The organism is Roseivirga ehrenbergii (assembly GCF_001593005.1).
GTDB classification, from domain to species: domain Bacteria; phylum Bacteroidota; class Bacteroidia; order Cytophagales; family Cyclobacteriaceae; genus Roseivirga; species Roseivirga ehrenbergii.
On record NZ_LQZQ01000051.1, the window covers coordinates 185,537 to 206,332 of the forward strand.

Sequence of the window (20,796 nt, forward strand, 5' to 3'; positions counted from 1 at the left end):
AGTAAACCCTCAATTGCCGAAATTAATGTGCATTATTTTTATTTTTGCCAGCCTACCCAATTGTATATGATCCAATTTGAACAATTTGAACTAAAAAACGGCCTTCAGGTCATTTTTCACCAAGACCTTACTTCACCTATGGTGGTGGTAAATGTACTTTACAATGTGGGGTCGAGAGATGAAGATGAAAAGCGCACCGGATTTGCTCATCTTTTTGAGCATTTAATGTTTGGCGGCTCACTAAACGTACCCAATTATGACGAGCCATTACAGAAGGTTGGGGGCGAGAATAATGCGTTCACAAGCCCAGATATTACAAACTACTACATAACGCTTCCGGCCGAAAATATGGAAACTGCATTTTGGTTGGAATCGGACAGAATGCTAAGCCTTTCTTTCGACCCGAAAGTATTGGAAGTACAGCGTTCTGTGGTGATCGAAGAGTTTAAGCAACGGTACTTGAATCAACCTTATGGTGATGCTTGGCTGAAACTAAGGCCGTTGGTTTATAAAGAACATCCTTACAAATGGGCCACTATTGGGAAGGAGATTGAGCACATTGAAAAGGCCACCATGGATGATGTGAAGGATTTCTTCCATCGTTTCTACAAACCCAATAATGCAGTTTTAGTGGTGGCTGGAAATACTACTTTGGATGAAGTAAAACGACTGAGCGAAAAGTGGTTTGGGGAAATTCCTAGAGGCGAAACCAATGTACGAAATTTACCTCAAGAGCCTGTTCAAACTGAATATAGAGAGTTAGAGGTAGAAGCGCCTGTGCCGGCAGACTCGCTGTATATGGCTTTCCATATGGAAGGTAGAGCGGATGAAAAATATTACGCTACTGATTTATTGAGCGATATTTTAGGGCGTGGTAAGTCGTCATTATTGCACGATCAATTGGTAGAAAAACAAAGACTGTTTAGTTCGATTGGGGCTTATGTAATGGGTTCTAGTGACCCTGGCTTACTCGTTATCAATGGGCAATTGAGTGCTGGTGTTTCGCTGACTGAGGCTGAAAAAGCAGTTTGGGATTTGATTGAGGATTTTAAAAACACTTCGGTTGAAGCCGCTACTTTGCAGAAGGTGAAAAACAAAGCGGAGTCGACCATTGTTTTTGGCGAAGTTGAATTACTAAACCGAGCCATGAATTTGGCGCATGCTTGGACTTTGGGCGATCCCGACATGGTAAATCATGAGGGCGAGAAAATTCAGGCCGTTACGGAAGAAGATATTAAGGAGCAGGCCGAAAAAATATTAGTGAAAACAAACGCTTCAGTATTAAGGTATAAAGCAAAAAACGAAATATGAAAATCAGAGTAGGGTTTGGATACGATGTACATCGTTTAGAAGAAGGAAAAGACTTTTGGTTGGGTGGAATTAAGGTGCCTCATACACATGGAGCCGTTGGTCATTCAGATGCAGATGTACTGATTCATGTAATTTGCGATGCGCTTTTAGGCGCAGCCAATCTGCGAGATATCGGTTTTCATTTTTCAGATAAGGATCCGAAATTCAAGGGGATCGATAGCAAAATTTTATTGAAGGAAGTAGTGGCGCTTGTAGAGGCCAAAGGCTTTTCTATTGGCAATATTGATAGCACTATTTGTTTAGAATTACCAAAAGTGAATCCACACATTCCTGAAATGAAAAAATGCCTTGCAGGCGTAATGGGAATTGACGAAGAAGATATTTCCATCAAAGCCACCACCACTGAAAAACTTGGTTTTGTAGGTAAGGCTGAAGGTGTAGCTGCTTATGCTACAGTGCTGATTCAAAAGTAAATGACCGAAGTTAAAATTATAGTCACCGAAGATGGTTCTCATTCGCTGTACCATGCCGAACTGAACGAAACTTATCATTCTTTTCACGGAGCGGTGCAAGAGTCGCGTTATGTGTTTCTGAAAGAAGGACTCGATTTTCTTCTGTCTAGTTTTGATTTGGATAACATCCGGGTGCTTGAAGTTGGCTTCGGTACGGGTTTGAATGCCATACTTACTTCAGAATGGGCGGTGGCACATGAGGTGAGAGTTGAATACACCACTTTAGAGCCTTTCCCCTTAAAAAGTGAAGTGTTTGAAGCACTGAACTACCACGAATTTTTTGATGATAAAACTGTGAAGGAGCGGTTTTTAGAGCTTCATAAGGCCGATTGGGAACAGGAGTTTCAGCAAAACGAATTTTTCACCATACTAAAGTCAGAAGACAAACTGCAAGACTTTAATAACAATTCATTTTTTGATATCGTTTTTTTCGATGCTTTCGCCCCAAGCAAACAATCCGAAATGTGGGATTTAGAGGTGATCGAAAAAACGGCTTTACTGCTCGACTCAAATGGTGTTTTTGTCACCTATTGTGCAAAAGGACAGCTAAAAAGAGATTTAAAAGCAGTTGGACTAACCGTTGAAACCCTTCCTGGCCCTCCAGGTAAAAAGGAAATGGTAAGAGGAGTAAAGCGCTAAGGCTGAAGTGGCTTTAAATTTGCACCCAAGTTCCTATTGCATTTTGATAAATCGTATATTGAAGCAGTTTTTAATTCTTGATGATGAAAGCAAACCAATACAAACTACTCAGTTATAATCTTTTTGTTGTGCTATTTTTCTTGGCTAGCTGCAAATCAGCCGAAAAGAAAAATACGCCTGAGTTTACAGTGAAAAACGCTCGTGAATTTTCTCTAAATACCGAAGGGGTGAAAGAAGTAGCGCCTTCTAATATGATCAAAGATGCTATAAGGCTAAAAGGTGAGATTGAGTCAGTTAAAGGTACTTCCGATCGCGGAAATACTTATGTTTTCAAAGTTGAGGAAATTGTAAAATACGGAGCAACTTTTGCTACCGTTGCGCCAGCAGTGGGTGAAAAAATAAGTCTCGAAACCCCAGCTGATGTTCAGTTTAGCAAAGGCGATAAAGTGTTAATAGATGTATTAACTCCAATTACCAAAACAAAAGAAATGCTTAGCGCCACAATGGTTCAAAATTAAGAAACCATGAAAAACTTCTGGAAAGCCGGACTCCTAGTAGTTGTATTGTCTGTAGCTGCCTTCTTTATTTTTAAGAATGATGACCAATGGCATACTGCAGAGTACCGCCAATCATTGGTGTTTGAGTCAATCCCAGATTCGCTTCAAGTGGAGGATGAAGAAGCTGAGTTTGAGAATCCAATCAAAAGGCTTGAGTTTGAATATGAAATGCTTGCCAATCCTATCACCGGCAAAATCCCTATAGGCATAAGAGAAAAAGAACTGAGTTTTGCCAAAACACAAAATCGGTTGTCGGACTTAAATATTCGAATGCAAGCAAGTGGTACTAGTCAAAGTCAGGCGTCATCATTTGTGAGCAGGGGGCCTTTTAATATAGGAGGAAGAACCCGCGCACTGGGAATAGATATATCAAATGAAAATGTGATTTTGGCAGGTGGAGTTTCGGGTGGTTTGTGGCGATCGGCAGACGCTGGACAAACATGGAACAGAACTTCAACCGTAATGCAGCTACCTGCTGTTTCAGCTTTGGTTCAAGATCAACGTGAAGGAAATACCAATACTTGGTTTTACTCCGCAGGTGAGTTTTTCGGAAACTCGGCCTCTGTTACGGGGGCTTTTTACCTAGGAGATGGGATTTTTAAATCTACCGATGGAGGATTATCATGGGCGGTTATTCCCACTACAACCCAAAACGATAATACTGATTTAGGTGACTTTGGTTTGGTAGGGGAAATAGTAATAGATAATTCGAATACTGATGTTCGTGAAATGTATGCGGCTCGATTGGGGAATATAGTGAGAACTACTGACGACTTTGCTACTTATACCCCCGTTTTAGGAGCTAATAACACAGGTTTTTCCTATACTGATTTGGCCATTTCTAGTTCTGGCGTATTAATAGCAACCATCGCTAATAATGTGAATAATGGCCCCAATGCTCAGGAAGGGATTTACAAATCTGATGACGGACTAACTTGGATTAATATCAATCCGCCATCTGGTTTGCCGAGTTCATACGAAAGAATTGAAGTAGCATTTGACCCGCAAAATGAGGACGTTTTTTATGCTGTGGGCACTAGCTTCTTACTTAAACATACCATCAGTACCGGAGAATGGGTGAGCCTGACGGGTAATTTGGGTATTTCTTCAGATTCAGGACAAGGGCATAATACCCAAGGCGGCTATAATCTGGTAATGAAAGTTCACCCTTCGAGTTCAGATACTATTTTTATTGGTGGAACAAATCTTTTACGTAGTACTTCTGGTTTTAGGCTAAGTTCTGATAGAGTGAATATTGGTGGTTATCGTGAAGATAACAATTCGAATAACTTCCCGAAGTACAATAACCACCACCCCGATATTCATGCTTTAGTGTTTTACCCTTCAGATCCTAATAAAATGCTCTCTGGCTCGGATGGTGGGGTTCACCTTACGCTAAATAATAGTGCGGCTGGTAGTAGTAGCCCAGTAACGTGGCAGTCTTTGAACAATGGCTACCTTACCACACAAATTTATGCTATTGATGCTTATAGATTTAATAGAGGAGAAGAACTTTTGATTGCAGGAATGCAGGATAATGGAACTTGGGGAGCAAATGAAAATCTATCAAATACCAATTGGGTTGAAATTTTTGGTGGTGATGGTTCATATAATGGGATTACTTATAACTCATTGTATGTTTCTGCTCAAGAAGGGCAACTGAGAAGGTTTGAACTGAATACTGAAAGCAACAGCTATGAATACAAAGGAGATATTTCTCCGACTACCAATGAAGATGACTTTTTATTCATCAATCCATTTATTTATGATCCCGTAAATCAAGATAGGATGTACGTGGGGGCGAGAGGCCGGGTGTTTTATACCAACGATATACGCCAAAACCCAGGAGATGGAGATTGGATAGAAATTTCAATGGGTGCGTCAAGAGTGAATGACTTTGTATCGGCACTTGCTGCTTCTATCGAACCTGAAGGGGTACTTTATTTCGGTACCAGAAATGGAAAGATATTTAAGGTGGCTGATGTAAATACTGATTTAGCAGCGGTAGAAATCACTGGAGCTAATTTGCCAATTGGAGCTATCACAAGTCTAGCTGTCGATCCAACTGATGCAAATAAAGTATTCGCTACTTTCGGAAATTACGGAATTATCAGTGTTTGGATGAGTAATGATGGGGGCCAAACTTGGGCTTCAATTTCTGGTAATTTAGAAGAAAATGCTAACGGATCGGGTGGCGGTCCTTCGGTACGATATATTGAAATAATGCCGAATGGAGCTTCACCAATCTATTTTGTAGGTACTTCCTTAGGGCTTTATAAAACCTCTGTTTTGGATGGTGATAACACTGTTTGGACACAAGAGGCATCAGATATTATCGGTAATTCAATAGTAAGCATGATTAAAGTTCGCCCATTAGATGGACAAGTATTAGTGGGAACCCATGGTAATGGTGTTTTTCAAGCCAGTTACGATGTAGCTTTCTCACCAAATATTAACTATTCAATCGATTACTCAATTCAAGAAGCAACACTCAGAGGGCCGGTCTCATATACATCAGGGGCGGGATTTGCCTATCAATGGATTAAAGATGATCAGGACATTACTGGAGCAACGAGTTCTGAGTTACAGGTTACAACATCTGGAGTATATAAACTTAGGGTTAGTGATCAGTTGGGGCCAGTGGCGGTGTCGAATGCAATTAATATCAGTTTAGATAAAACTGCGCCAGTGGTAAACTCCATTGTGAGACTAAACCCAACGCAAGAACAAATAGAAACAACAGAGGTGAGTTTTCAAATTACTTTCGATGAAGCAGTACAAGGGTTGTCAACTTCATCATTTGAATTGGCAGGAACGGCATCGGCCAGCATCGCATCTGTTACTTCAGTGTCTGCTAAAGTTTACAATATTCAGGTAGACAATATCAGTGGAACAGGGCTTTTGGATTTGAATATCAAATCAGAATCTGGAATTACCGATTTGTTCCAAAATGCGTTTGCCGGTTCAATATTAAGTGAAGAGACATATACAATTCTTGACTTAACAGAACCTAGAGCAAGCATAGCAAGATCGCAACCTACGTCTGAAGAAACCTACAGAACAGAGGTTGTATTTGCTGTAGATTTCAATGAACCTGTGAAGAATGTAGGAGTAGAAGATTTTGAGTTGTCCTCTAGTTCTATTTCTGCAAATATCGACAGAGTTACATCCAGTTCTTCTTCCAACTATTTGGTGTTTGTAAATGGTTATTCTGCCGATGGGCTTGTAAACCTAGATTTCAAAGCAACTACCGATATTCAAGATGAAGCCAACAATGCTTTTGATGCAAACCTTATTTCAGAAGAGACTTTTACGATCAACTCCGCATTGGCACCAACCGCTACAATTAAGCGCAATGCACCAACAGTAGCTTCAATCAATCGTCCAGATGTGGTCTTCGTGGTTGAATTCTCAGAAGATGTAAGCAATGTTGATATTACTGATTTTGAATTGAGTTCTACAAGTATTCAGGCCACAATAGCAGAAGTAACAGAAGATTCACCGAGCAAATATTTTGTTAAGGTAAATCAGTTTTCAACAGAAGGCTTAATAGACCTCGATTTTACTAGCACTACAGGAATTGAAAATAATGGAGGGAACGTATTTGTCGGAGGTATTACAGAGGAAGAAACTTATACAGTCGATTTTTCAGTGGGGCCAAGTGCAAGTATTACAAGAAAATCTCCTTTGTTAGAAACTACCAACCTGACAGAAGTTACCTTTGAAATTACTTTTTCTGAAGGAGTAACAAATGTTGATTTAAGTGACTTCGAGTTGTCATCAACATCGGTAACAGCAGTGATTCAAGGTGTGTTTTCAAGCGTTTCAAATACCAGTTACTTGGTAATAATTGAAGATATTGAATCTGACGGCTTGGTGGATTTGGATATTAAACCTTCCCACAATATTGAAAATGCTGATGGCAACCGATTTAATGGAAATTTTGCGCTAGATGAAACCTACACCATTGAAAATATTATTACCGGAATTGATGATGTGCTGATAAATGATTTGAACATTACAGTACAGGAGAACCCCTCTTCAGGTGTTTTTAGAATTAAGTTGAATGCAGATATTCCTTTAGGCTTCAGTTATTCTATTACAGACAGCCAAGGGGCTAAAGTTTTGGAAGGGAAAAAGGACAGTTACTTCATGGATGAAGTGATGATGTTGGATTTGAGCGCTGTGTCAAACGGTGTATACGTGTTAAGAGTGGAGACTAAATATGGATTTATTAGTGCAAAACTCTTGAAACAACAACGATAAAATATATCTTTAGTATTCGTCAGAAAAACCGTTTTTCGGAATTACTTCTATTTGGAAAGTAGATAATCCACTAGTAGGTCTAAAAACGTAGATCAAAACAGAAATACCTTAAACTACACTTATATGAAAAAGACTAGATTGCGAAACTTGGGAGTTGTGGGGGCGATCGTAGTGCTGTTTTTAATGTACTTCGAGTACCAATCATTTAGGTCTTTCAAAGTAAATACTGAGCCTCAATTTACCATTAATCAGAACGAAGGTTTAAATGAGGAGGCTGAAGCCGAATCGGAAAACCCTCAGAAAAGACTGGCCTATGAAATGGATATGCTCAAAGATCCATCAACAGGCAAAATACCTTTCGACATTCGTCATAAAGAATTATCCTATGTTCGAGAGTTGAATCAAATTGAAAGAATTAATATCAGGTCTTCTGCGGCAGGTATTTCTCAAACTAACGCATCTCCATTTGTTAATTTTGGGCCATTCAATATTGGAGGCAGAACCAGAGCTTTAGCCATTGATGTTACTGATGAAAATATTCTTATTGCGGGAGGAATTTCTGGTGGTGTTTGGAGAAGTACTGATCAAGGTGCTACATGGACTCGCACTACAAATTTCGATCAAATCCCTTCCGTTACTACTATTGTTCAAGATAAAAGAGCTGGGAAAACAGCAAATTGGTATTATGCCACAGGTGAGAATATTGGCAACTCAGTTTCTGAAACAGGGGCATTCTACTTAGGAGATGGTATTTATAAATCCACTGACGGTGGAGTTTCGTGGAGTTTACTAGAAGGCACAGCAACTAATTCTATTACGACCTTAGGAAAGTTTAGCTTGGTGAATAAGATCGCTATTGACTATTCAAACCAAACAGAAACAGAGATTTACGTAGCTGGTCTAAGTAAGATTTATAGAACTCTAGACGATTTTCAAACGGTGACGACAGTATTAGGCCTTCCCAACACAGGTGTTGGAAACTCTGCTGATATAGCCATAGCAACTGATGGGACGGTAATTGCCAGTATTCCCAATAAGTCGAGCAATGGAACAAACCCGGAAGAAGGAATTTTCATCTCTCCAGATGGTATTACTTGGACATCGATAACCCTACCTGCAGGGTGGCCATCTACTTTCAGAAGAGTAGAATTGGCTTTTGATCCGCATGATGAAAATTTCTTTTATGCCTTAGGAGAAACCTTCTTCTACAAATATGATAGAAGTACTTCGACTTGGACTACCCTAACAGACAATATTAATGTAAATGAGGAGTCAGTTCAAGGTTTTGACGCACAGGGCGGATATAACCTTGAAGTAGCCGTACACCCAGGAAATCAAAATACAGTTTATGTAGGCGGAACAAACCTGTTAAGGTCTCCAAATGGTTTCACTACAGCAACTGATAGGAAGCATATTGGTGGGTATACAGGCACTGGAACTGCTGGCCCCTACACAAATCATCACCCAGATATTCATACACTTTCATTCTTACCTTCTGACGCTAAAAAAATGTTTACTGGATCAGACGGTGGAATTCATAAAACGAATGATAATACTGCCAGTACAGTGGTTTGGAGTTCTCTTAATAATGGTTACGTCACTTCTCAGTTTTATACGGTAGACCTTTATCGCGGTGATCGTGGTGATAATCAAATTATAGGAGGTATGCAGGATAACGGAACTTGGGCACTTTTTCAAAATGATCCTACAAGTTCATGGATACAAGCGTATGGCGGTGATGGAGCTTTTTCTGCAATAAGTTATAATGCTTTGTATGCTTCGGCACAAGAAGGACAAATGGGAAGATTTGAGCTTGTAGACAACACTTACCAGGCCTCAGAAAATATTTCGCCAAGTGATGACGATGAAGAGTTTTTATTCATTAATCCATTTATTGTTGATAGGGTTAATCAAGATCGTATGTATGTCGCGGCAAAGGGTAAAATTTATTACACCTATGATATTAGAGAAAACCCTGGAAAAGGAGAATGGGAAGAGATTAACGGTACGGGTATTACTAGCCAACCAGTTTCTGCTTTAGCTACTTCAGTACAACCTGAAGGTGTACTTTATTTCGGAACAACTACTGGAAGGCTTCAGAAAATTTCCAATACAAAAGAAATTACAACTGTCGAGAATATCTCAGCAAGTAATTTACCTCAGAACGCTTCGATTACTAGTATAGCTGTTGACCCGAGAGATGCAAGTCGAGTGTTTGTTACATTTGGAAATTACGGGATAATAAGTGTTTGGATGTCGGAAGACGGGGGGCAAACATGGGCTTCTATTTCTGGAAATTTGGAAGAAAACGCTAACGGCAGTGGAAATGGTTCATCTGTTCGTTCAATCGAAATTTTGCCAAACGGCACTTCCGGAGAAAAGGTGTTTGTGGGTACTTCTACTGGCTTGTATATGACTAGTAGCTTAAATGGAGCAAGCACGGTATGGACGCAGCAAGCCCCTAATATTATAGGGAACAGCATTGTAAACATGGTGAAAGTAAGGCCGATAGACGGCAAGGTAATCGCAGCAACTCATGGTAGTGGTGTGTTTGTTGGATACTATGACACAGGCTTTAACCCAGAGATTAATTATTCTATGACGGGCGAGAATAGTGCCGTATTACGTGCCAATCAATCCTACAATACAGGTGAAGGATTTGGCTTTAAGTGGTTTAAAGATGGTGAAGTGATTACTGGGCAAACAGGTGCTGAACTGGTAGTAACTGCAACAGGTACTTATAAGTGCGAAGTAACAGATCAATTAGGGCCGGTAGCCTTTACAAATGAGGTGTCTTTTGATTTTGATGTAGTGGCAAGTATCGATGATCCTCTTCAAGTGGATGCTCAGGTTAGCCCAAATCCATCCAACGGTGTTTTTAATGTAAACTTAGATGCTGCATACACAACTGGATTTGATTATTCTATAGTGAGTAGCAATGGCAATCAAGTAGTGACAGGCAAGAAGGAATTCTATAATACAGAAGAGAGGTTCCAAGTAAACTTGAGTTCAATGCCTGATGGTTTGTATATCTTAAATGTGAATAATGACAAACGCAGGGATGTAATTAAGCTATTGAAACAAACGAATTAAGAAAACTTAAAGAGAATATTGAAACGGCTGTGATTGAGAAATTACAGCCGTTTTTTTTGTTTTAGAACGAATATATTCTGTGATGTGAAATGCAATAATCTAACGGAATATCATGCGGTTCTGAATAAGGAATATGATCCAAAGGAGGGCTGATCGCTAAGCCGACTTTGATCATATCATTACTCGCTTGCGAGAAGAATTTATCATAAAAACCACCGCCATAGCCAATTCTAAAGCCCTTTCGGTCAAAGCTAATTAAGGGCACGAATACTACATCAAGGTCAGTTATATCGAAGTGATTTTCGCCATCAGGTTCAGTAACGCCAAAACTTCCTTTAAGCAGTTTGGTGGAGGTGGTGAATGCAAGGTGCTCTAATTGCTTCGTTTTTCCATTCACCCTTGGCAGTACAACTTGAAACTCAGGCTGGTCAATGAGTCTCTCAAAAAGTGGAAAGGTGTTGACTTCACGCTGTTTTATAAGCGGAAGGAAAAGGTGGATATTTTTGAACTGTCGTTCTGTAATGAGTTTCAATGCTTGTTCACAAACCAATGCCGATCGGAGTGCATGTTCTTCTTGCGTAAGTGTTTTACGCTTCTCTAAGAACACTTCTCTGAGCACTTGTTTAGTCATGAGCCGGCAATCAAGTGAAACTGGTAATCGAAGGCATCTAGGCTATCTAAACAGTTCTGAATAAATGCAGGGTCGCTAAGGTAGAAGTTTAAGAAGTTGTCTTTTCGCTCTTGAGGGCTTCCGCCAGGGAATAAACTTTCCTTAATGGCCGAAATACGGTTCACTAAAACCTCCTGATTTCGTTTTTCGGCTTTCAGTAACTTCTTCTCAATTTTTTGAATAGAATTCTCTGCCCTTTTCTGTTCAGCGGCTACTAACTTCTCAAGCGTGGTATCAATTGGTTTGGCAACACTTAAAACCTCTGCAAAAATAGATTTCAGATGCTCCAACTCTTGATTTAGACTCAGTTGATTCGTGGTATTCTCCTTTACTTTCTCCTGAGTCAAGGCTTCTTCTGGTTTGAAGATGTCTTCGAAGCTCAGTCCTGACTTTTCAATTTTGCGCTGAATGTTAGGAGTAACAACTCCAGCAAAATTCCGCGGCATTAGCATCGGGAAAGGTGTTTTGAAATGCGTGAAAACTTCTTTCAATTGAAGCCAATATACCAATTCTGATGGGCCACCGACATAAGCCAAATTTGGCAAAATCATTTCCTGATATAGCGGCCTTAAAACCACATTTGGACTGAAGCGTTCAGGATGGTTTTCTATCTCTGCTCGTAATTCGCTTTCTGAAAAACGGATTTCGGTATCAAGTACATGAAATACACCATCTTCCTTTACTATACGTGAGCGTATGTGTTCTTTTAAATAGAAGAAGTTGATCTCTCTTGGGAACACCTGTGTTTTATAACCTGCTTTATCCAGCTGTGCCGAAGTTTCGGTAACAAGGTCATTGGCTGAATGCTTGAATATATCGTCAAACATCACAGGCTTGAGTATATTTTTAAGCTCAGTATTATCTGCGTCAATTATCACTAAACCTTCATCACCAAAAAGTGCATTTACATAATGTCTTCCTGCTTCGGCTAGGGTGTTTCTCTTCAAATAAGCTTCCTTGAAAAAATCAGGTAGGCTAATAATCTCATCAAAAATTGGCTTGAGCGATTTTGGGTCAAAGCGTCCAACGGCTCCTGTTTGATCAGTTTTCCAACTGAATTTCTTACCATTAAAACGGAAGTAGCTAATTTCTTCAAAGTCATGATCTTCAGAAGCCATCCAATAAACAGGCACGAAATCGTAAGCTGGATATTGCTTCTTCAAAGCTTTACAGGCATTTATTACGGTCACTATTTTATAAATAAAATAAAGTGGGCCCGTGAAAATATTCAGCTGATGACCCGTAGTGACAGTAAAAGTGGTTCCCGCTTTTAGAAGTTCTATATTCTGTACTGTGGCTTCGCTTAACTCAAATTCATCGTATTGCTTTTGCAATACTTTCGATAGAACCGCTCGGTTTTCATTGCTGAAGTGCTTCTCTTCAATCTGAAGCTTAAAGTTTTCAATGCTTGGTAAACGATTATAGAAGCTGGTTAATGCTTCTTTTCCTTCTATATAATCTAAAAATGACCTTGAAAAGCTGTTCGTTTTATTGAAAGGTATTTTGCTCAATAGTACTTGCGATAGTTCGGAAACAGCCATAGTCGTTTGTTACAAAGGGTTTTGATTGTTAGATCAGCCTCGACAGCAATTCAATCTAATGCAGCATAAACATGAAAAGTGCTTAAACTGGTTCACCATAAAGATCGAATTCTGTAGCATCTGTGATTTTAATATTCGCGAAATCGCCAATTCTTAAGTGATGTTTTTTCGCATCGATGATTACTTCGTTATCTACTTCTGGGGAGTCGTGTTCTGTTCTTCCATAGTAGTTTCCGCTTTCCTTTCTATCGATTAGCGTTTTAAAAGTCTTACCAATTTTTTCTTGGTTAATTTCGTTAGAAATTTCTTCCTGTATGCCCATTACGATATTCGCCCTTTCTTGTTTCACTTCGTCAGGAACATCGTCAACATAAGAATAGGCGTGTGTGTTTTCTTCATGCGAATAGTTGAAAATACCCAATCTATCGAAACGCATTTTCTTCACGAAGTCGACCATGTCATTGAAGTCTTCTTCAGTTTCGCCAGGGTGGCCCGCAATCAAAGTAGTTCGAATGGCAATACCCGGAACTTTAGCCCTGATTTCTTCGATCAGTGCTTCAGTTTTTTCACGGGTAGTCCCTCTACGCATTAATTTCAGCATTTTGGTAGAACCGTGTTGAAGAGGAATGTCTATATAACTGCAAATGTTGTCGCGCTCCGCCATTACTTTAAGTGCATCCATTGGAAAGCCAGTAGGGAAAGCGTAATGCAAACGAATCCATTCAATGCCTTCCACATCAGAAAGACGTTCAAGCAATTCGGCTAGGTTTCGTTTTTTGTAAATATCTAATCCGTAGTAAGTGGAATCCTGAGCAATAAGAAGCAATTCTTTGGTGCCGTTTCTGGCCAAGTTTTTTGCTTCTAAAACCAATTCTTCAATTGGGCGAGATTTATGACCACCACGCATCAAAGGAATGGCGCAGAAGGAGCAGGGTCTGTCGCAGCCTTCCGATATTTTTAAATAAGCGTAATGGTTAGAGGTGGTGATAATACGCTCGCCTACCAATTCGTGCTTATAATCTGCTTTGAATTTCTTAAGAAGCGCAGGAAGCTCCATGGTGCCGAAGAAGGCGTCTACTTGAGGGATTTCAGTTTCTAGATCATCTTTGTAGCGCTGAGAAAGGCAACCTGTTACGTAAAGTTTATCAATTTCACCATCGTCTTTGGCATCAGCATAACGTAAAATGGTATCGATGGACTCTTGCTTGGCATTATCGATAAAGCCGCAGGTATTTACGATAACAATATTAGCATTGTCTTTTTTAGACTCATGGGTTGTTTTGATTCCGTTGCCTCTCAATTGAGTAAGCATCACTTCTGAATCCACTAAGTTTTTTGAGCAACCTAGCGTTACAATGTTCACCTTGTCCTTCTTCAGTCCCTTCGTTTTCATTCCTTATTGTATTAATGCGCAAAGGTAATGAATTCTAAAGGCTTGGTAATTTATTTTCTCTTCTTCCTAAAGGTAATTGGAACAACTTCGTCAGTTGGCATTCCTATTTGGTAAAGCTCCCAGTCGGGGTCGTATTTGGCTAATATCTGACGAATGCAGTCTACTCGGTCTTCACTAGGGTTTTCGCAGTCGGCCCAGTGGAATACTTCTACTCGGTAGTTGTAGGATTTTTTCTCACCGTTGATTCTTACTTCAACTTCAATGTCTTGCTCTCCAGTGATTTGAGGAATGTTAATGGCTATAGCTCCCATAATCTATGTGCGTTAATGAACAAATGTTTTCTATCCACTTATATTTTAACAAGGGTAGTGCCAAGAAGTTATTTTGTTGATTTACAGTTGTTTATTCTAATGAAGGTTTAATGAGTGCTCGTTATAGGGCAGCTAAATGTTCGATCATGACCAAGTTTGCTAGTATGATGTTTAATTTTTATATGTTATTTTTCATACATGAAACATAAATTCTTCTTTTTGATATTAATGTCCTTAGCTCTTCTTTTCGGCTGTTCTTCGAAAAAGTCAGAAGGTAAAGATGCTAATAATACGAATAATGAAACACAAGTAAAGAACTTGCTTGTTGGTGATCAAATATTGAAAGATGACTTGGGTTTGATTGTTCATGTAGTTGGTCCGTACCTCTTAACGAAGCAGGGTCAGGATAATAATGATAAAGTGGTTTTTAAAGTTTACGATCTTGATGATTTGAGTTTTTTGGGTAATGTAGGCCTTAGGGGAAGGCAAGGGCCAAATACTTTTTATGGAGTCAATTACTCGGGCCAATTCTATGAAAATGATGGTGACTATATCATTTGGGTAAATGATCCACCGAAATTTAGAATTAGTGCCATTAATATCACCCAAAGTTTAAAAAAGAAAGAAACTGTTATTGAAAGGTACATTCAGCATGATCCAGAACTTGATTTTATGAATGCTCTATTTGTGGTTGATTTAGTGAATTTAGCGGGGAATCAGCCTGGATTTCACCTAGGTTCGAATATAAAACCTCTAAATATTTATAAAGATGGAGAACTCAGTAGTTATGGAGATTACCCTTTGGTGACGAATTCCGATAAGTTTCCGGAATGGAATGGCGGTCGCAATTTCAATAGTGTTAGACTGATAATGAAACCCGATGAATCTAGGTTTGCTGTAGGTATGTTGCATTATGATCGGTTGGATATACTTGATAAGGAAGGCGAATTAATTAACTCTAATCGCGATGTGGAGAATTATAAAACCTATGATGTTAATGATATATATTATTCTGACATGGCCATGAAAGAGGGGGTGAAGTTCTATTATGTAGGAGCATACGCTACAAACGATCTTCTTTTCACACTTTATTATGATGTAAAAAGGGTTGAATATGAAGGTATATACCCCACAATAATCAGAGTGTTTGACTGGGATGGAAATTTAAAGCACGAGCTAAATTGCCCAGATCATCTTTGGAATATCTCTGTAGACGAGGAGAATGGTTATTTATATGGAGGCTCGTATACGCAAGAGAAATTGATGCGCTACAATATCAAAGGGTATTTATAATAAGGGAAAAGCGAGTGACTAGTTTTTTCTACTTTTTAAACAAGGAATCAACAAACTCACCTTTATTAAATACCTGGAGGTCGCCTACTTGTTCGCCTACACCAATGTATTTTACAGGGATTTTGAATTGGTCAGAAATGCCAATCACTACTCCACCCTTGGCTGTGCCATCTAGTTTAGTAATCGCTAGGGCTGATACTTCTGTAGCTTTGGTGAATTCCTTCGCCTGCATAAATGCATTTTGACCAGTAGAACCATCAAGTACCAATAAGATTTCATGCGGAGCTTCTGGAATGAATTTTTGCATTACCCGTTTGATCTTGGTAAGCTCATTCATCAAATTCACTTTGGTGTGTAGTCTACCAGCGGTATCTACAATAACCAAATCAGCCCCCATTTCAACTCCTTTTTTTACTGCGTCAAAAGCTACTGCAGAAGGATCGGTATTCATGCCATGAGCAACAACTGGTACATCAATACGCTGACCCCAAAGTTTAAGTTGATCTACGGCAGCAGCCCTAAAAGTATCGGCAGCACCTAAGACTACAGATTTACCTTGTTTTTTAAATTGCGCTGCTAGTTTTCCAATGGTAGTTGTTTTTCCTACGCCATTTACACCCACTACAAGGATAATGTGTGGTTTGTGATTGGATGGAATGGTAAACTCGGTAAGGTCTTCAGAGTTGTTTTCAGAAAGAAGCTCTGCAATTTCTTCTCGAAGTATTCTATCGAGTTCAGTTGTGTTGAGGTATTTGTCTTTAGCAACACGCTCCTCAATCCGCTGTATAATTTTGATGGTGGTTTCAACACCAACATCGGATGTGATTAGAATTTCTTCTAATTCATCCAGTATTTCATCATCAACTTTTGATTTACCGGCTACAGCACGACTTAGCTTGGAAAAGAAACCGTCTTTGGTTTTTTCAAGCCCTTTATCGAGCGATTCTTTTTTTTCTTTCGAGAAGATTCCAAATAAGCCCATAACTGTACGTAAAATTAACAATAAAAAAGTCCCTCTTGAGGGACTTTGATATATTTATTAAAAGTGCAATTTCTTACTTGTCAGCAAGCACTGTTTTTACCATATCCTCAGTAACAATCTCTTCTTTAAAGGTGTATGCACCTGTTTTTGGAGATTTTACTGCTTTAATTACTTTGGCGTATTTTACACCACCTTGTACTTTCAGGGTTGCAACTACTTTCTTAGCCATTATTACTTAATTTCTTTGTGAATAGTGTATTTCTTCAAAATCGGGTTGTATTTCTTCAACTCCAATCTCTCGGTGGTGTTTTTTCTGTTCTTAGTAGTGATGTATCTAGACGTACCGTGCATTCCACTTGTCTTATGCTCAGTGCATTCCATGATCACTTGAACTCTATTGCCTTTCTTAGCCATTTCTTTATGCTTCTAAAATTCGGATTGCAAATATAGCTAACTGTTTTTTATAATAAAACCCATGGTGACGAAATATTTTAAGTGTTTTATTATAGACTGAATGGAGGTTGTTTATTCATGTTCGATTCATTTTAATCTCACAAAATAGGTGGCTGCTGTCGTTTAAAATATGGTTTTATACATTCATGAGACATAATAAATATAGGAATGGAAAAGGCCAGCAAAGCCGGCCTTTTATACTTCAATGTAAAATTGTACTATTTATTTCCTTTTAAGGCTGGCAAAGTGAATTGCGCCAATGGGCTACTTTGTTTCATCAAAGCCTCAATGTCTTCTGATTTTCTTGGTGCATAGCCAGAAAGTAATTCAGAACCATCTTTGGTAATAAGAATATCGTCCTCAATTCTAACTGCAATGCCCCACCATTTTGGGTCGCATTTACTGCCGTCAGGAATGTAAATACCCGGCTCTACCGTAATTACCATATTTTCTTGAAGTGGCCCTCTTGGGCCTTTGTCGTGAACATCAAGTCCAATGTGGTGAGAAAGTCCGTGCGGAAAATATCTGTTTGGAGTATTTTCACTTTCGATTATGCCTAGCTTTGCTAACCCTTTATTAATAATATCTTTTGCCAAATTTCCCATCTCAGCCATTGAAACCCCTGGTTTGGCCATTTGAATGGCTTGTTCTTGAGCTTCGTACACCAAGTCATAGATGGCTTTTTCCTCCTTAGAGAACTTGCCGTCAATCGGGATGGTCCGAGTTACATCCGCAGTGTAGCCATGATATTCTGCACCCAAATCCATTAAAATCATCTGATCACTTTGGATGTCTATTTCTGTATTTTCAATATAATGAAGAATGCAGCCATTATTCCCCGCCCCTACAATCGAAGGGTAGCCCTCGTATTCAGAACCGTATTTTTTGAACACAAACTCATGAATACCCTGTACTTCGGCTTCGGTCATTCCTGGGTGCATGGCTTTCATTACTTCTGCTTGACCCACGGCCGATATAAATACTGCCTTTCGTAATAGGTCTAGCTCATCTTTGGTTTTAATACCACGAAGCTCACCCATAATGGTGTTGAGACCTCTCAAATCTAAGTTGTTCTTTTTAGGCTCGGCACCAAGATTGTTGGCTTCTACACCATAACCTACTTTACTTTTGAATTGCTGAATCAGGCTAAATAAATCACTCTCGTCACGAGCATTATCTCTTACATCATTCTGAAATTCGTAGAATAGAATTTTATCGAATTTTTCGAAGTCTATATCGTAAGCCTTAAATTCTGTATTATTAAAGGAGTTTAATATCCCCAGCTTTTCTTGGGCGCCTGCAGAACCAAGTCTTCGGCCTGTCCACTGTTCGGCTTGTGCGTTTCTGGTTTGAACGAAGAAAATTTCATTGTACTGATTTCCTGCTTTATCAGTTTGCATGTTTTTGAAAACCAATAAAACAGCATGAGGCTCTTTATATCCTGTTAGATAGTATAAGTCTGGATCTTGATGATAGATGAAGTCTACATCATTCGCGCGGTTGCGCACCGGGTTTGCAAAGAAAACTGCTACAGAGTTATCGGGCAGCTTTGCTCGTAATGCATCTCTTCTTCCTTTGTGGAAGTCAGCACTTAAGTAGTCTTTTCTTACATTCTCTTGAGCCTGTAAAATGAAAAATCCTGAGAACATAAACGTCATCAGGATTGCTAAAGTCTTAATAGAAAACTTCATAGTAGTATAATAACGTTTTAGAACGCTATTATACTAAAACGTTACCGTTTTCTCTTGCTTTTTTTAGTACAGCGGTAATGCCATTTTTATTAATGGTTCTTAAAGCTGATGTAGATACTTTTAAAGTAACCCATTTGTCTTCTTCAGGAAGGTAGAATCTCTTTTTCTGAAGATTCGGGTAGAATTTTCTCTTTGTTTTATTGTTAGCGTGAGAAACGTTGTTTCCTGTACGTGCTCTCTTTCCGGTGATGTCACAAACTCTTGCCATGGGTAAATATAATTTAGTCGCTTTTGAAAACGGAATGCAAATATCGTAATTATTTGGAAAGACACCAACCTGAGTTAATATATTTTACTTAAAAGTTTGACTCTTGACTAAAACCACTCAGTCCTCATATTATCCTTAATTATTATTGTGTTTGACCACAGCTTAAGCTTTTCGTTATTAATTGTAAACTATAGTTATTTCGATCGTCCATTTTCAAATTCATGAATGTTTAAGAAGTCGTTATTATAAGATACAGCGTATTGATGTTTTTGGAGGTCGCAGTTAAGTAACATTTGTCACAAAAACCTAGAACAAAGCGGCTTACATTAGCATTTGAATCAATAAGGGAACAAATGTCAAAAATAGTGGTATTAGGAGCCGGAATTTCCGGCCATGTGGCAGCAGCACACTTAAGGAGGAAGCTTTCGAAGCAGCACCAAATAATAGTTGTTTCTCCCAATAGTAATTATCAGTGGATTCCAAGTAACATTTGGGTTGGGGTAGGACGGATGAAATCCGAGAGCATTCTGTTTCCTTTGGCGCCATTATATAAAAGGAAAAACATTGGCTTTATTCAAGCAAAGGCAATAGAGTTCCATCCTGAAGGGGATGATAATACTGATAAGCCTTACGTAACCTGTGAGTACGTAGCGGGAGCAAATAAAGGGGAATCTGAAAAGGTGACATATGACTACCTAATTAATGCTACTGGTCCGAAACTCAATTTTGAGGCTACTGAAGGCTTGATTCCTGGCAAAAATAAAACTTACTCTGTCTGTACTTATACTCATGCGAATCATGCTTGGAAAGGATTGAGTGAATTGATTCAGGAAATGAAAAATGGTAAAACAGCAAGAATATTGATTGGCACAGGACATGGTCAATCTACATGTCAAGGTGCTGCTTTTGAATATATTCTAAATGTAGAACAAGAATTAAGAAAACATAAGGTAAGAGACAAGGCAGAAATTACTTGGATATCGAATGAATATGAGCTTGGAGATTTCGGGATGGATGGAATGATGTTGAGCTATGGTAAGGGCGCTATGAAATCTAGCGAAATGGTTCAGATGGTTTTTGAAGAACGCGGAATTAAGTGGATTTTGGGTAGCGCTGTTCAGAAAGTGGAAGAAGGTTTGGCTCATTATGAAACATTAGAAGGTGAATTTAAAACGGAGGTGTTCGATTTTGCTATGTTAATTCCTTCTTTTTCTGGGCATGGCTTTAAGTCATTCGATAGGAATGGGATAGAAAACACCGAAAAATTGTTCAGAGGTTTTATGATAGTTGATGCAGACTATACTAAAAAGCCCTATGAGGAATGGTCTGTTCAAGATTGGCCAGAAACTTATCAAAACCCTTCTTACGATAATATTTTTGCCCCTGGAATTGCCTTTGCTCCACCGCACGCCATTTCAAAACCTAGGGTAAGCAAGAATGGAACGCCCATTTCACCTGCGCCTCCCAGAACCGGTATGCCGTCTGGAATTACCGCTAAGTTGGTAGCAGACAATATTATCGATATGATTAAGCACAACAATAAAAAGCTAAATCATAAAGGTAGTTTAGGCAATATGGGTGCTGCTTGTATCGCATCGGCAGGTTTTGGCATGATGGATGGAAGTGGGGTGAGTATTACTACTTTTCCCATTGTTCCCGACTATAAAAAGTATCCTGATACACAGGGGCGTAAGCTCGGTAAAACTTTTGGTGAGATTGGTTTAGCAGGTCATTGGTTGAAATTGGCCTTACATTATGCCTTTATATATAAAGCCAAAATGAAACCTTTTTGGTGGTTAATCCCTGAATAAATCTT

General features: G+C 39.1%; 17 protein-coding genes. 8 read left to right on the forward strand and 9 right to left on the reverse strand.

Annotation, left to right across the window (positions count from 1 at the left end):
* Positions 1-66 precede the first annotated feature (66 nt).
* From MB14_RS18155 to MB14_RS18180, 6 genes are all read left to right on the forward strand, one after another.
* The gene (locus MB14_RS18155; protein ID WP_062594136.1) at positions 67-1,311 is read left to right on the forward strand and encodes a M16 family metallopeptidase; all 1,245 of its coding nucleotides are present in this window, start codon (positions 67-69) and stop codon (positions 1,309-1,311) included.
* Positions 1,308-1,784 carry a 2-C-methyl-D-erythritol 2,4-cyclodiphosphate synthase gene (gene ispF, locus MB14_RS18160; protein WP_062594138.1) on the forward strand — a complete coding sequence of 159 codons (477 nt, stop codon included), beginning with the start codon at positions 1,308-1,310 and terminating at the stop codon, positions 1,782-1,784. Before MB14_RS18155 ends, ispF begins: the two co-directional genes overlap by 4 nt.
* The gene (gene mnmC2 / locus MB14_RS18165) at positions 1,785-2,462 is read left to right on the forward strand and encodes a tRNA (5-methylaminomethyl-2-thiouridine)(34)-methyltransferase MnmC2 (RefSeq protein ID WP_062594140.1); all 678 of its coding nucleotides are present in this window, start codon (positions 1,785-1,787) and stop codon (positions 2,460-2,462) included. It abuts the gene before it with no gap.
* A gap of 80 nt (positions 2,463-2,542) precedes the next feature.
* A complete protein-coding gene (locus tag MB14_RS18170; protein ID WP_062594142.1) occupies positions 2,543-2,980 on the forward strand; it encodes a hypothetical protein in 438 nt (145 codons plus the stop codon).
* 6 nt (positions 2,981-2,986) lie between these two features.
* Complete coding sequence (locus tag MB14_RS18175) at positions 2,987-7,285, forward strand: T9SS type A sorting domain-containing protein (protein WP_062594144.1); 4,299 nt, start codon at positions 2,987-2,989, stop codon at positions 7,283-7,285.
* 123 nt (positions 7,286-7,408) lie between these two features.
* Positions 7,409-10,378, forward strand: coding sequence for a T9SS type A sorting domain-containing protein (locus MB14_RS18180; RefSeq protein ID WP_084376144.1), 2,970 nt, complete (start codon positions 7,409-7,411; stop codon positions 10,376-10,378).
* Positions 10,379-10,439: 61 nt separating this feature from the next.
* On the opposite strand, the gene MB14_RS18185 is transcribed toward MB14_RS18180, so the two are convergent.
* The 4 genes from MB14_RS18185 to MB14_RS18200 form a co-directional block, all read right to left on the reverse strand.
* The gene (locus tag MB14_RS18185; RefSeq protein ID WP_062594147.1) at positions 10,440-11,009 is read right to left on the reverse strand and encodes a 5-formyltetrahydrofolate cyclo-ligase; all 570 of its coding nucleotides are present in this window, start codon (positions 11,007-11,009) and stop codon (positions 10,440-10,442) included.
* On the reverse strand, positions 11,006-12,589 hold the full coding sequence (gene bshC / locus MB14_RS18190) for a bacillithiol biosynthesis cysteine-adding enzyme BshC (RefSeq protein WP_062594148.1): 1,584 nt from the start codon (positions 12,587-12,589) through the stop codon (positions 11,006-11,008). The genes MB14_RS18185 and bshC overlap by 4 nt, the downstream gene beginning before the upstream one ends.
* An 82-nt stretch (positions 12,590-12,671) precedes the next feature.
* The gene (rimO, locus tag MB14_RS18195; RefSeq protein WP_053224761.1) at positions 12,672-13,982 is read right to left on the reverse strand and encodes a 30S ribosomal protein S12 methylthiotransferase RimO; all 1,311 of its coding nucleotides are present in this window, start codon (positions 13,980-13,982) and stop codon (positions 12,672-12,674) included.
* Positions 13,983-14,032: 50 nt separating this feature from the next.
* On the reverse strand, positions 14,033-14,293 hold the full coding sequence (locus MB14_RS18200; protein WP_062594149.1) for a hypothetical protein: 261 nt from the start codon (positions 14,291-14,293) through the stop codon (positions 14,033-14,035).
* A gap of 198 nt (positions 14,294-14,491) precedes the next feature.
* Between MB14_RS18200 and MB14_RS18205 the strand changes: the two genes are divergently transcribed.
* Positions 14,492-15,586, forward strand: coding sequence for a hypothetical protein (locus MB14_RS18205; protein WP_132644140.1), 1,095 nt, complete (start codon positions 14,492-14,494; stop codon positions 15,584-15,586).
* Positions 15,587-15,614: 28 nt separating this feature from the next.
* Here MB14_RS18205 and ftsY read toward each other — a convergent pair whose 3' ends face one another.
* From ftsY to rpmB, 5 genes are all read right to left on the reverse strand, one after another.
* Positions 15,615-16,568, reverse strand: a complete 954-nt coding sequence (gene ftsY, locus MB14_RS18210; RefSeq protein ID WP_062594151.1) for a signal recognition particle-docking protein FtsY — start codon at positions 16,566-16,568, stop codon at positions 15,615-15,617.
* A gap of 73 nt (positions 16,569-16,641) precedes the next feature.
* On the reverse strand, positions 16,642-16,797 hold the full coding sequence (locus MB14_RS18865) for a DUF4295 domain-containing protein (RefSeq protein ID WP_082338205.1): 156 nt from the start codon (positions 16,795-16,797) through the stop codon (positions 16,642-16,644).
* Between the two features lie 2 nt (positions 16,798-16,799).
* Positions 16,800-16,982, reverse strand: a complete 183-nt coding sequence (gene rpmG / locus MB14_RS18215) for a 50S ribosomal protein L33 (RefSeq protein ID WP_053224769.1) — start codon at positions 16,980-16,982, stop codon at positions 16,800-16,802.
* A gap of 257 nt (positions 16,983-17,239) precedes the next feature.
* Positions 17,240-18,712 carry an aminopeptidase P N-terminal domain-containing protein gene (locus tag MB14_RS18220; protein ID WP_062594153.1) on the reverse strand — a complete coding sequence of 491 codons (1,473 nt, stop codon included), beginning with the start codon at positions 18,710-18,712 and terminating at the stop codon, positions 17,240-17,242.
* 28 nt (positions 18,713-18,740) lie between these two features.
* Positions 18,741-18,980, reverse strand: coding sequence for a 50S ribosomal protein L28 (gene rpmB, locus MB14_RS18225; protein WP_053224772.1), 240 nt, complete (start codon positions 18,978-18,980; stop codon positions 18,741-18,743).
* Between the two features lie 353 nt (positions 18,981-19,333).
* Between rpmB and MB14_RS18230 the strand changes: the two genes are divergently transcribed.
* Positions 19,334-20,791: an NAD(P)/FAD-dependent oxidoreductase gene (locus tag MB14_RS18230; protein ID WP_062594155.1), complete on the forward strand. Its 1,458-nt coding sequence runs from the start codon at positions 19,334-19,336 to the stop codon at positions 20,789-20,791.
* The last annotated feature ends 5 nt before the right edge of the window (positions 20,792-20,796 follow it).